Here is a 12982-nt window from a genome sequence, read left to right on the forward strand (position 1 = left end):
CGGCGGCACAAAAAAACTCATTCGTCAGCGGTACAGGATGGCTTAATATGGCAAAAGTTCCGGGTTCGTGCGGGGAGTTGGCGCAGGGCTTTATAGATGGCGGCGATTTGCTCGTAACCTGCCCCATATCGTGGCACAGCGAAGTCAATATCAGTTTTGCCGCCGATGTCGCCGACGAGACGAAAGACTGCAAAGCATACGCGGCCGTGCGCCAATTTTTGCAAAACAATGGTTGCGGCCGCCCGTTTGCTTTGACGGTCATATCAAAATTGCCGCGCGGCAAAGGCATGGCTTCCAGCAGCGCGGACATAGCGGCGGCTTGCGCGGCGGCGGCGCGCGCTTTGGATCTGCCCGTGACGCCGGAGGAGATAAAAAAAATCGCCTTAGCCATTGAGCCGACAGACGGGGTGTTTTTCCCGGGCATCGTCGCTTTTGACCATATTCGCGGCGAACGGCTGATAAACCTCGGTGCCCCGCCGCCGATAAAGCTGGCGATTTTTGATTTCGGCGGGGAAATCGATACAATCGCTTTTAACAAAAGAAACGACCTTAGGGCGCTGCGCTTGGAAAAGCAGGAAGAATTCGCGCAAGCTTACGCGCTTGTCCGGGAAGGGATAGCGGACGGCAATCCCGTGCTGGTCGGTAAAGGCGCGACTATCAGTGCCTTGGCCAACCAAAAAATATTGCACAAACCGTACCTGGAAAAAATGATCGTCATCGGCAACAATTGCGGCGCGCTCGGCGTAAATGCCGCGCATAGCGGCGCGGTGGCCGGCGTTTTGTTTGACGGGGCACGCGGCGGGGAATTGGGCAAATGCGTCCGGGACATCCTTGCCGCTTGCCCGGGGCTGAAATACTTAGGGAGCGCCGACCTGGTGGGCGGCGGAATATTTTGATATGGACGATGGCAAGTTTGAACACGGGGGAAATATTTATCAGGCGGCGCGGTTGACCGGCAAAACGCCGGAATTGGATTTTAGCGCCAATATCAATCCGCTTGGCCTGTCGGATAAAGTTCGGCGGGCGATCGCGGACAATATCGCCCAAGTCGTCCATTATCCCGACCCGGCGGCTTTTGAACTTAGGGAAGCTATATCCCTGCATTACGGCGTGCGGCCTGACGCGCTGGCGCTGGGCAACGGGGCCGCCGAACTCATCTATCTTTTGTGCCATGTTTTGCGGCCGGCGCGGGTGTTTCTGCCTGTGCCGTCTTTCAGCGAATATGAACGTGCGGCCTTGGCCGTGGGCGCCCGCGTGGAATACTTTTATCTGGAGGCCGGCGATTGTTTCAAAATCAACTTGGAAAAATTGGCTTGCGCCTTGCCGCCCGGCGCGCTGGCATTCATAGGCAATCCGGACAATCCGGCCGGCAACTTGCTGGCGCAAAGCGGCCTGCGTGATTTTCTGGCGTTGGCGCGGGCAAAGGGCTGTTTCATAGCAATTGACGAATCTTTTATAGATTTTTTGCCGCAGCCGGACGAAAGTACGCTCCGGCACTTTTGCGCGGAATACGACAATATGGCGGTTATTCACTCCCTGACCAAGTTTTTCGCCATACCGGGGCTGCGGCTGGGATTTGGCGTATTTTCGTCCGCGCTGGCCTTGCGGCTTCAAGGCGCGGCCGACCGCTGGAACGTGAACAGCTTGGCGCAGGCGGCGGGCAAAGCCGCGCTGTCGGACAAAGCTTATATAACTGAAAGCCGGGCGCTTGTTGCGCGGCTGCGGGAAAATTTGACGGCCGCGCTGTCCGCTTTTCCCGCGATAAAGGTATTTCCTTCGTCCGCGAACTTTTTGCTGCTTGACATAAGAAATACCGGCCTGACGGCAAAGCGATTGAGCGAAAGATTGGCCGGGCGCGGCGTCCTTGTCCGGGACTGCGGCAATTATCCGGGACTTGATGGCGGCTATGTTCGCATTGCCGTGCGCGGACAGGAGGAAAACGAAAAGCTCATAACGATATTGGGCGAATTTATCGGACGTTAGGGCATATGTTGCCATTCACCGCGTGTCTCGACTGAACGAAAGATAAAATTGATTTTGAGGTAATCCATACATGAGAAACATTTATCTGATCAGGCATGGGGAAACAAACTGGAACAGCGCCAGACGGCTTCAAGGCGCTACCGACGTCGAGCTTTCCGAAAAAGGCCTGCGCCAGGCGCAAAAATTGGCGCAGCGGCTGGCCGGCAATAAGTTCGCGGCCATTTACGCCAGCGATCTTAAACGCGCGGCGGTTACCGCCGGCCTCATCGCGGAAAAACACAACCTGGCCGTGGTATTGGAACCGCTTTTCCGGGAAATGGCCTTTGGGGAATGGGAAGGGCTTGACATTGACGCCATTAATGAAAAATGGCCCGGACAGCTTAAAAACCTGTTTGAAAACACCAACGGTTTCAAAATACCGGGCGGGGAAGGATTTGACAACCTGCGGCGGCGCGTTGCCACTGCTTTTCAGGCGTTGGCGGATCGGCACGCCGATCCTGAGGAAAACATCGCGGTGGTGGCGCACGGCGGTACCATCCGGGCGATCCTCGGCAATGCGCTTGACATACAGGCGGCCGGCGTGTGGCGGTTTCAGCTCGACAATGCCGGGATCAGCATATTGTCGGCCTTTGGCGGCCGGTTTTCCATATCGCTGCTCAATGACACAAACCATCTATGTTGATTGAGGGCTCATTTTGCGCTTTGCGCAAAATGATTGCCGTGATTTTTTGTGTAACCCTTATTTGTCCGCTTTTGCGTTGGTTTATGGCAAAATTGCCGGGACGGTGTTTTGCGCGAAAAAATGTTTTCGTTAAATTTTCAAATTTTCTTGACTTTGCCAATAATTATAAATATAATTTAGACATACCAACTATCCAATGGACCTACAGTAAGACTGAGACCTTCTCCCATCCAAACCAATGGCGGAGAGAAAGCTAAGGGGACTCTGTGGACGCCTAAATGGGTATGGAAGAGTAGAAGGAGTGTTAAAAAATGAAAGAAGACAAAACCTTAGTATGCCGCGATTGCGGCGCGGAGTTTGTATTTTCCGCATCGGAGCAGGAGTTTTACGAATCAAAAGGGTTCGCCAACGAACCCGGGCGTTGTCCCGCGTGCCGTTCGGCCCGCAAACAGCGCAACGGCGGCGAGCGCGCTCCCCGTCAGATGTATCCGGCGGTCTGCGCCGAGTGTGGAGTGGAAACGGAAGTTCCTTTCCGCCCGTCCATGGAACGGCCGGTTTATTGCCGCGCTTGTTTCAGCGCCAGGAACGGCAAGTAACCTCGTTGCTTAGCTAAACCGCGCTTTCGTGCCGCTTGTGCTGGAATGATTGTGCAATGATATATCGTCTGTGTGCGCACAGACGATATTTTTATTGCCATAAAGGTTAACCATAATAAATATATGGTTGACTAAAAAGGCGCCGCAGTTTATACTGATACTGTTCTCAGATTTAAACATGCCTCAATATTGGCTGCAACGATAGCGTGATTTTAATCTGGGGGCAGTATGATGGCGCAAAAACGAGAAAACAGCGCGCATGGCCGCCGCAGAAGGGCTGTGCGCCAAGGGGGGGCGCATCATGTATGCTGCTGGCAAACTGAAAGACTTTATTTACGCGGCGCTTTTTGCCGCGCTGACCATCAGCCTGGGATTTGTGTCCATTCCCGTGCCGTTCAGCCCGGTGCCCATCTCGGGCATCAGCCTGGGCGTTATGCTGTCCGGCAGTATACTTAGCGTGCGGCAGGCAGTCAATAGCGTATTGGCGATTATCCTCATGGGCGCGGCCGGGCTGCCGGTATTTTCCGGGTTCGCCGGTGGGCTGGGCATTCTTTTCGGCCCGCGCGGCGGATATTATTTAGGTTTTATGGCGGGAGCCGGCCTTATCGCTTTCCTGCGCGGCAGCAGCGCAGGGCCAGTCAGGTTTTTCTTTGCCAACGTATTGGGCGGCATATTTATCGTGTACCTGTTTGCCGTCCCATGGCTGGCCTTTGTTTCCGGCATGGATTTTTACCAGGCCTTGGCCGCCGGCGCCCTGCCTTTTGTCATCGGCGACTTGCTGAAAGCGGGGATAGCCAGCATGCTGGCGGTGGCCGTGCATAAACACGCCGGCAGGTTCCAGGCGGCCGAATGAACAAAGTATATATTGTGGGCGGCGTCCGCACCCCGATCGGGAAAACCGGCGGCGCGCTGCGCCTGTTTTTGCCGGAAGAATTAGCCGCCTGCGTACTTAACGAAATATTGTCGCGTTTTGGCCTTGCGCCGGGACACGTCGATCATGTGGTACTGGGCAACGCGGCGGGGACCGGCGGCAACTTGGCGCGGGTGGCTGTTTTGCAGGCAGGCTGGCCTTACGGCGTTCCGGCGATGACGGTGGACGCCCAGTGCGCCTCCGGGCTGGCCGGCGTAAGCGCGGCTTGGGCTTTGGTTGCCGCAGGCGCGGCCGAACTCGTGGTGGCCGGAGGGATGGAATCCACCAGCATGGCGCCGGCCCGCCGTTTTCATATAAACGACCCGCGGTTTACCGGGCACGATGACTTTTATGAACAAGCGCCTTTTTCGCCTTTGGCAATTGGCGATCCTGATACGGTGGCGGCGGCGGAAACGCTTGCCGGCGAAATGGACATTTCCCGCCGCGAAATGGACGCCTTGGCGCTGGAAAGCCATCGCAAGGCCTGCGCGGCCAAACGCGGCGGCATCCTGGACGATATAATACTGCCGCTTGCGCGGGGCGGCCTGATCAAAGACGACGAATGTCCGCGCGAGAACATGAATATGCGCCTTTTGTCCAGATTAAAAGGCATTGTTGCACGTGAGGGGCGCATCACGGCCGGCAACGCCTGCCTAAAGCACGACGGCGCGGCGGCGGTGCTCCTGGCCTCGCCGGAAGCTTTGCGCAGACACGCGCTGAAACCGGCAGCCGAGTTGCGGCGCGCCGCAAGCGCGGGATGCGATCCAAACTATTTTCCCTTGGGGCCGGTTTGCGCGATAAACTCCTTGCTGCGTTGCTGTTCGCTCGGCCTTGAGGAAATCGACGCCGTTGAAATCAACGAAGCCTTTGCCGTAAAGATACTGGCTTGCTGCCGGAAATTGGGCTTGCCGCCGGAAAAAGTCAATAAATTGGGCGGCGCTTTGGCCTACGGGCATCCTTACGGCGCATCGGGCGCTATAATATTGCTGCATTTATTAAAAACGCTGGAAAAAACAAAAGGCCGTTTCGGAATCGCCGCGATCGGCGCGGTGGGAGGGTTGGGCGCGGCCGTATTGGCGGAAAAAATTTAACCATGCTGATACAACAATTGATAGAAAAGCACCCGGCCGACAAAACCTGCCTGATTTGCGGCAAGCGCCGCCTGACCTACGGCCGGCTGCGCCGGCAGGCCGACGAAACGGCGCGCTCATTGGCATCTGTTGTACAAAAAGGCGACAAGGTACTCTTGCGCCTGTCCGACCCGGCCGAGCAGCTTTTGGCCTTTTTTGCCATAATAAAAGCCGGCGGCGTCTGCGTCTTTGCCGGCGCGGAATTTTCCGGGCGAAGCTGCCGGGAACTTTTGTCGGCCTATAACATAAAACATGAAATTGCCGATGGATTTGTCGGCGGCGGCAGGCCGGCGGGGGAATTGCCCGCAGTCGCCGAGAGCGACATTTTCCTCGGCGCTTTAAGTTCCGGCACGACCGGCGCGCCCAAAGCCCTCTGGCGCGACCATGCCAGCTGGATGGCGGCTTTCCCCGAACAAAGCAAAATTTTCGGCATAAACGGCGATGACCGGCTCTACATAGCCGGGCCGCTTTCTTACACGGCAAACCTCAACGCGTGCCTGCACATTTTTTTTGCCGGCGGCGCGGCTGTCATAGCCGACAGGAAGCTGCCGCGCGGGTGGCTGAAAGAAATGGCGGAACATGAGGTAAGCGCCGTGTTCATGGTGCCGGCCAATTACCGCGTGCTGCTCCGGGCGATGAAAGCGCCGGCGGAAAACGTCCGGTCGGCAGTGAGCGGCGGCGCCAAAATGGACAAACCTACGGCGGAGAAACTGCTGGAATATTTTCCCCGCGCCCGGATAGTGGAATATTACGGCGCAAGCGAACTCGGGCACGTCAGCTATGCCGGGGCGCGGGACATCCTGGCGCGGCCAGCCTCGGTCGGCCGCCTTTTCCCCGGCGTCAGCGCGCGGATCAAAGACGGCCTTGTCTATGTAAGAAGCCCTTATATAGTCCCCGCACTGCGCCCGGAAGCGACCGCCGGCGACATCGGCGAACTGGACGGGGAAGGTTTCCTGACCCTTTACGGGCGGGCGGCGGGCACGATAAACGTGGCCGGGGTTAAAATTGTGCCCGAACGGGTAGAAGAGGCGCTGAAAAAATGCCCGGCGATTGGCGATGCCGCAGTAACAGGGATCGGGGACGCGACAAAAGGGGAAAAAATCTGCGCTTTTGTCGTTCGGCGCGGCGCTGGCGTCACTAAACAGGAGATCGCGCGATTTTGCCGGGAAAATATGGATAGGCACAGTTGCCCGCAGAAAATAATCTTTATCGACGCCCTGCCGCTGAACGGCAGCGGCAAGGTCGATCGGGCGGCGCTTAAGCTGTTGCCGGAGGGCGGCGCAAATGGATAACATCAAAGACCTATTGCCGCAAAGGGAGCCTTTCTTGTTTGCGGACGCGATATTGGCGGCGGAAATTGAACTTATTTCCGCCGTGAAAATTTACGGCGGCGACTTTATTTTTGCCCAATGTGCGCCGGATGGGCAAAAATATGTGCCAACGGCCGTAATCATCGAATCTTTGGTACAGTGCGGCGGGGCGGGGATGAAAAAAATGGGCTTGGGCGGCGGCGTGTTCGTCCTGGCGTCCATAAATAAAGTCAGGGTGCGCGGCTTTGCCGAACTGCCCGCCGTCGTTGACATGGAAATACGGACAATTAAAGCCAAAGGCAAGATCCTGCGGCAAACGGGCGAAGCGCGTTGCGGCGGCAAGTTTATCCTGAGCGCCCGTTGGAACTGCGTGTTTTTAGATCACTGCTGATTAATTGCCGGCCTTCCCGCAAAATGGCATGATGCAAAAATCAGAAAGGGAAGCGGGCGCAAAAGATGAAGCAGCGAACTTTCTCCGACATAGAATGCTCGAATCGCAAGCGGCAAGCCAAACGGGGCGATTTCCTGGAAATTATGGACGAAAGCGGAATGGGTTGCGACAATCAAGCCGTTTTGCTTCGGCAATGCTGCCCTTGGCGAAAAACGTCTTGGCGAAATCCACGATGTCGTCGATGCGCTTATTGTTCGCGTCCGCCCAGCATGAGGCAAACTCAAAGCGGCCGCTCGTTTTCTTGCTCTTGCGGCGTTCGTTAGTTCCCTGATCTTTGATATGGGCGTTGCGGGCGGCGTTGTTGCAATGCTTGGTTTCCGCGCCGTTGGAAATTACGAAAATCTGAACGTGCTCGAACAGATACGGCCGCTTCAAGCGGCGTGTTCACTTGGCTCATCAAGCGCACTCCTTAAAGGCCAATAGTTTGTCGCGGTAATATTCGTACTGCCGCTTCCTTGCCGCGATTTCGGCGGGCAAGCCCTGCGTTAGATTTGTGGTCAGTTCCTCGAATTGGTCAAGGATAGCGACTATGCGCTCCTGCTCGTCAAGGGACGGGATCGGCATTCGGTACTTTTTCAGCCGCTCCATATCCACGCTTGGAAAGCTTGACACATTCACGTTTTCTTTGCACCATTCGCCGATTATAAAGAAATAGTAAAAGGCGTATTTCATATTCAATTTTATGTCAGGGCGATTAACATTTTGGGTAAAAAATGTGAATTGCTGATTCGCCAGCGAATCAGCAATTAGCAACGCGTGTTCGCCGATTGTTGCCGTCGTTGCCATTATAATTGAGTTTGCGGGGAACAATTTCCCCTTTACTGCCTGCGGTGTTATGTGCTGTATGCTGTCCGCAAGTATACGCCCATTTTCGCGTATATCCTCCATTCTGAACCACGGTAGAGTCCCGCCTGTCCAGTATTCCGTGTTCGCTTTTGACGGCGTGTAACCGTTACGCATTGTAAATATCTCGCCCAGCTTCAGCCAGACTGTTTGTTTGTTTGTTTGTTTGTTTGTTTGTTTGTTTGTTTGTTTGTTTGTTTGTTTGTTTGTTTGTCAACAGCGTTTCACGGTTTTCGTCAAATGTCAAGAGGTAATTTCTGTAATATTCATATTGCTTTTTCCGGGCTGCAAGCTCCGCTGCAAGCTCCGCTGCAAGCTCCGTAAAATTGTCGAGTATCTCGACAATTTTACGCTGCACGGGCAGCGGCGGGAGGGGGATACGAATAGCTTGCAACGCCGGTATGTTTGAATGAACGACCTTGCTTTTTACCCGTCCTTTACTCTTTTGCTCTTGCGCCATTATTGTGGAAAGAGCATAAGACATATACTTCGGGTCTTGGTTATGCTTCATAACGACAATATCGCCGCCAGCGTAACAGGTTTCGTGACCGATGTAAACGGTTGACTTCGCAATTTCCTCAACGCTCTCGCCTGTTATGGCAAACAAAACGTCACCGTGTCCGAACGTCTTAATGCCTGTTTGCGTGCGAGAAACGCACTCGTCAAACCAAATGCCGTAAGTAGTGTAGATTTCACCATATCGAACACAAGGCGTACCCGTTGCGGTCACTTCTTCACGCTTAATGCCCGAACCGCGATACATATCGGTCGCTATCTCCCCAAGTTTGGCGTACCTCACCCCGTTCGGGCAATGTTCTTTGATCAGCGCGTCCATTCTGCCCATATTTCTTCCCCTCCCGCGTCTTTTGGCGCAAGTTCCACGCGTTCGCAAATCACCTCGGCGGCGGTGCGCTTATGGGCGGCGCAGCGCATTTTGTTCTGCGCCGCAGCGAAAAACTACCGCGCAATCTCGGCTTTCGGGTTGCAGTCGATTGCCGTGGCGTAGATGTCCGTCACCTGCCGATAGAGGTTGCGCTCGCTGCTGCGAAGGTCGCGGATGCCTTGCGGCAGTTCGCGCAAGTAACGCCCGCCGCCGTTTTTCGGTCGCTCGTCGTCCATAGTGAACCCTTTGCGGATATATTCGTTCAGCCGCCAACTCTCCCCTTGCCGCAGAGTATCTGGACGCGCCGCCCGCTTATTCCCCAAAGTTCCGATGTTTCCTTAACGGTCATCCAGTCCACAATCTAACCTCGCCACGTTTTATATTGGTTACATTATACATCGAAAGAACGAATAATTCACGAGGCATTTTCCAAAATCCAACGAATGTATGTACAAATTGTAAATCTTTGTTCGAGGATAAACCTTTGTTGCAAAACCACCTTGGCAAAACGCACTTTAGTGCTTAGGCTTTATCAGATAAAGCGTGGCGAAACATCTGATTGAAATCTTAAACATGCTAAAATATGCGAAAAGAGAGTTGCTTTATTTTACACATTTTTCTTAATATAAGCATTTACTTGTCATTTGTTTTGGTATATAATATGCCTACAATGGCAATAAATTGCATAAATTTGTTATAATAATTACATTATGTAGTATGCCCGGCAAGTAATAACATCTATATATAGTTAAGTATGCGGCGCGGTATTTTGCAAACATATAAAGTTGCCCCCATCGCTTAATTAACCGGACCTGAGGCGCGGCAGCGGGAGGATTGCTTCGGGCGGGTATCCGACTGACGTTCGGCGGGCGCGTAATCTGCCGCTGAAGGCAGTTTAGTTTGGCAAAAAGGGGAAAAACATGAATGTGTTAATTACCGGTGGGTATGGTTTTATCGGATCCGCCACCGCGGAGCGCTTGTCCAAGGAAGGCTGCAATATATTTATCGTCGATAATTTGTCTTCTAACGCAGTAAATAATCTGAAAATAAAACATACTTTTTATCAGATCAATGCCGGCGGCGCGCAATGCGAAGACGTTTTCCGCATAAATAACATAGATGTGGTCGTACACCTGGCGGTTGCGGAGGTAACCGACATTGAGGGGCTCAAAGCAAATCAACTTGGATTGACCAATGTTTTGGCCATGGCGCAAAAATACGAGGCCAAGCAGGTCATTTGCGCTTTTTCCGCGTTCTTTTCCCCTGACGCAAAATTGCTCGCTCACGATGGCCGGCCGATGGAATTGCCTGTTTCCCCGGAAAAGGCCTGGCATACGACAGCGGTTAATTATTGCCTTGGTTATCGCCGACTTTACGGCATGAACGTTGCCGCGCTTTTTCTTTCCAACGTCTACGGCCCGAGGCAAAAGAAAGGCGTTTTAAGCGAATTTGTCGAAAGGGTTTTTCATTATCGCCCGCTCGTTGTTTACGGCGATGGCCGCCAGACGAGGGACTTCATCCACGTGGACGACGTTGCCGACGCCATATACCGGATGATTTCAAGAAACTATCAAGGCGAGCGCCTTACGGTTTCGTCAAATTCCGAAACGGCCGTCAACGATTGCCTTGAAATATTCAAGGAACTTACCGATCTTAAAGTCGAGCGCGCCAAAGCCCGTCCGGGCGATATCGTCCGCATGTCGGCCGACAGTTCCGCCTGCCGGGAGGAATTGGGCTGGCGGATTAAGTATGACATAAAAAAGGGCATTATCGCTACTTGCTATTGGTATAAAAACAACCTTCCGGCCGATACGGAAGATGCCGCTAAAGCTGGAAAAGGCGCCCTGTGGAAAAATATGCGCCCTTATGTCGAAAACTTGGCGTTTTTTGGCGTCATGGTCCTTCTGTCCGTGTTTGTGTACGACAATTCGATTGTCGATCCCAATATAAACCTTGACTATAATTTTGTTTACATTTTGACCATGGGAGTATTGTACGGCAAGAAACAATCCATCCCGGCCACGGCGTTGTCCGCTATTTTGCTTTCCTACAACATAATAACTAAATATGACGACTTTGTTTCCATGATTTATAAAACCGAATATATTGTCCATTTTTCCGCCTATTTCTTTTTCGGCATATTAAGCGGATATATAACCGACAACCGAGAAAGGCTGCGCAGTTTCTTGGAAAGAGACGTGGCGCAGATCAAGGAGCGGTATAAGTTCCTTGAGCGTATCTATTTGGAAAACGTAAACGCCAAGAACCGCCTGTACAAACAAATAGTTAATTCTGAAGATACGCTGGGCAGCACCTACCGGATTATCAAAAAGCTTGACAATGTCAACGTGGAGGGCATTTTTACCGTTGCCGGCGAAGTGTTGTCGGAAATAACGGGAACCGAGCACTTGGCGGTTTATTCTTTTGGCAGCAACAATAAATATTATTTGCGGCAAAAGATACGGCTCGGCTATAAGACAGTTGACCTGCCAAAGTCCTTGAAAGTGGAAGCATACGAATACTTGCGCAATATGCTGGCAGATCGGCAATTGTTCGTCAACAAGATGTTGACCCCCGGCTTGCCCGACATGGCCGCGCCGGTGCTGCGCGACGGTGAAGTTATCGCCGTTATTCAGCTTTATGATCTGTCCTTTGAAGATCTTAACCTTTACAAGCAAGACCTTTTGCAGGTTACCACCAGGCTGATTTCCGATGCGCTGAACAGGGCCTATTTGTACGAAGCGCAGGCACAAGACAAAAAATATCTGCCCGACACCCGCATACTTATCGCCGACGAGTTTGCTAAAATACAGAGGGAAATTTATAAAAACCGCTTGGATCGCTATGATTACGTTTCGGCTTTTACCCTCAAAATAATTACGCAGGAAGAGAATATGCGCGAAATCAGCGACAAGATGCTGAACGTGCTGCGCGAGGAAGATTTCATCGGACTTGACGAAGAAGGCAAAATAAATGTTATTTTATGGAATATTGATGAAGATATGATTCCGATGGTACAAAAACGCATAAAGAACATTGGCTTTGATTGTGTGCGTGTCTCGGAACATGAACAATGAAATTTGATTTTGCGGCGTTGGCCGCCGTCCATCTTTTGGTTTGTTTTGCGTATTATGTTTTTGCCAGAATAAAAGTAGGCAACAACACGCAGTCTTTTAGCGAAGGCGTCATTGCGTTGGCCATGCCGGTTTTTGGCGTAATCTTCCTTTTGGGCGTGCGTTTGGCGCAGTCGTTCGCCAATTCGGATGAGCGCATGACTGTCGACGTATATAACAAGTCATCCCTCGGGCGGCTGATTATGGGCGAGCTTGAGAAATATGAGGATGATGTGATATCATTAAACGACGTTTTGGCGATGGACGATGCCAAACAAAAGCGTATCCTGCTTACTAACGCCGTAAAGCAAAATGTTCTCAGCAACAAAGACGTTTTGCGCAAAGCCATTAAAGATGCAGACCGCGAAGTATCCCATTACGCTGTTTCAATGGTTACTACCATGGTTGAGGAAATTGAGAAAAAATTATTTGATTTGAACAAAAAGCTGCAAGAGCGGCCTGACGATAAAAATTTGTTGACGGAATACGTAAAAAACATGGACGAATATTTGAAAGTATGTTATCTTGATGACGTATCGCGCCGAAAAAGCGAAGAAGCCTATAACAACGCGCTGGAACGCCTTATTGAATATGATCCCGACGACCCGGGCCTATATGAAACGAAGATAAACTATGAACTTAATTTCGGCAATTTAAAAAAGGCGGAAACCTACTGCCAAAAATTCGCGCAAAAGTATCCTTTGTCGGAAGTGCCTTTTCTTTCTTATATGAAGCTTTACAAGCAGATGCGCGATTTCAATAAATTCTACGCGAAAATGCAAGAGATGAAAAGCTGCCCCATTCAGCTTACTCCCCGCGCCTTGGGCATAATAAGGTTTTGGAACAGGGAGTCGCGCAATGGTTAAAAAAAACATTTTCTTCGTTTTGGCGCTTGTTCTTCCGATGGCGCTGTTTTCGCAGTACACCCGCACGAGCGGTTTTTTGCGCTTTCCGAAAAATGCAAACGCGTTTTCTTTTGACCGCCCGCAAGAGGCCGGAAGCGGCAAGACGTTCGCGCCGGCGCCGGCCGGCGCCCGCGACCATTTCCTGATCGTTTATGAAGGCACTGCCTTGCGCACGG

The 12982-nt window shown here is 52.3% G+C and carries 15 protein-coding genes; 11 read left to right on the plus strand and 4 right to left on the minus strand.

Annotated elements, in window-relative coordinates; translation table 11 throughout:
- The first annotated feature begins 47 nt into the window (after positions 1-47).
- The 8 genes from LBO03_05620 (at position 48) to LBO03_05655 (ending at position 7002) form a co-directional block, all read left to right on the plus strand.
- Positions 48-896, plus strand: coding sequence for a hypothetical protein (locus LBO03_05620; protein MDR3349067.1), 849 nt, complete (start codon positions 48-50; stop codon positions 894-896).
- A 1-nt stretch (position 897) separates the two neighbouring features.
- A complete protein-coding gene (cobD, locus tag LBO03_05625) occupies positions 898-1983 on the plus strand; it encodes a threonine-phosphate decarboxylase CobD (GenBank protein ID MDR3349068.1) in 1086 nt (361 codons plus the stop codon).
- A 70-nt stretch (positions 1984-2053) separates the two neighbouring features.
- A complete protein-coding gene (gene cobC, locus LBO03_05630; GenBank protein ID MDR3349069.1) occupies positions 2054-2665 on the plus strand; it encodes an alpha-ribazole phosphatase in 612 nt (203 codons plus the stop codon).
- 311 nt (positions 2666-2976) lie between these two features.
- Positions 2977-3261, plus strand: coding sequence for a zinc-ribbon domain containing protein (locus LBO03_05635; GenBank protein ID MDR3349070.1), 285 nt, complete (start codon positions 2977-2979; stop codon positions 3259-3261).
- A 301-nt stretch (positions 3262-3562) separates the two neighbouring features.
- Entirely contained in the window at positions 3563-4114 is a 552-nt protein-coding gene (locus LBO03_05640; protein ID MDR3349071.1) for a biotin transporter BioY, read from the plus strand.
- Positions 4111-5262: a thiolase family protein gene (locus LBO03_05645; protein ID MDR3349072.1), complete on the plus strand. Its 1152-nt coding sequence runs from the start codon at positions 4111-4113 to the stop codon at positions 5260-5262. The genes LBO03_05640 and LBO03_05645 overlap by 4 nt, the downstream gene beginning before the upstream one ends.
- Positions 5263-5264: 2 nt before the next feature.
- Complete coding sequence (locus LBO03_05650; protein ID MDR3349073.1) at positions 5265-6593, plus strand: AMP-binding protein; 1329 nt, start codon at positions 5265-5267, stop codon at positions 6591-6593.
- On the plus strand, positions 6586-7002 hold the full coding sequence (locus LBO03_05655) for a hypothetical protein (protein ID MDR3349074.1): 417 nt from the start codon (positions 6586-6588) through the stop codon (positions 7000-7002). The genes LBO03_05650 and LBO03_05655 overlap by 8 nt, the downstream gene beginning before the upstream one ends.
- Before the next feature lie 141 nt (positions 7003-7143).
- Here LBO03_05655 and LBO03_05660 read toward each other — a convergent pair whose 3' ends face one another.
- From LBO03_05660 to LBO03_05675, 4 genes are all read right to left on the minus strand, one after another.
- Positions 7144-7437, minus strand: a complete 294-nt coding sequence (locus LBO03_05660; GenBank protein ID MDR3349075.1) for a hypothetical protein — start codon at positions 7435-7437, stop codon at positions 7144-7146.
- A 21-nt stretch (positions 7438-7458) separates the two neighbouring features.
- On the minus strand, positions 7459-8046 hold the full coding sequence (locus LBO03_05665; GenBank protein ID MDR3349076.1) for a restriction endonuclease subunit S: 588 nt from the start codon (positions 8044-8046) through the stop codon (positions 7459-7461).
- Positions 8015-8749 (minus strand): restriction endonuclease subunit S, encoded by a 735-nt coding sequence (locus LBO03_05670; GenBank protein ID MDR3349077.1) that lies wholly within the window; start codon positions 8747-8749, stop codon positions 8015-8017. The genes LBO03_05665 and LBO03_05670 overlap by 32 nt, the downstream gene beginning before the upstream one ends.
- A 113-nt stretch (positions 8750-8862) precedes the next feature.
- Positions 8863-9111, minus strand: a complete 249-nt coding sequence (locus LBO03_05675; protein MDR3349078.1) for a virulence RhuM family protein — start codon at positions 9109-9111, stop codon at positions 8863-8865.
- A 597-nt stretch (positions 9112-9708) separates the two neighbouring features.
- Here LBO03_05675 and LBO03_05680 point away from each other — a divergent pair.
- From LBO03_05680 to LBO03_05690, 3 genes are all read left to right on the plus strand, one after another.
- Entirely contained in the window at positions 9709-11865 is a 2157-nt protein-coding gene (locus LBO03_05680; GenBank protein MDR3349079.1) for an NAD-dependent epimerase/dehydratase family protein, read from the plus strand.
- Complete coding sequence (locus tag LBO03_05685; GenBank protein MDR3349080.1) at positions 11862-12767, plus strand: hypothetical protein; 906 nt, start codon at positions 11862-11864, stop codon at positions 12765-12767. The genes LBO03_05680 and LBO03_05685 overlap by 4 nt, the downstream gene beginning before the upstream one ends.
- A partial coding sequence (locus LBO03_05690) for a hypothetical protein (protein ID MDR3349081.1) occupies positions 12760-12982 on the plus strand: 223 nt, incomplete at its 3' end. The genes LBO03_05685 and LBO03_05690, both read left to right, overlap by 8 nt.

The sequence above is a fragment of the Acidaminococcales bacterium genome, assembly GCA_031290885.1.
In the GTDB taxonomy this organism is placed as follows: Bacteria; Bacillota; Negativicutes; order Acidaminococcales; family JAISLQ01; genus JAISLQ01.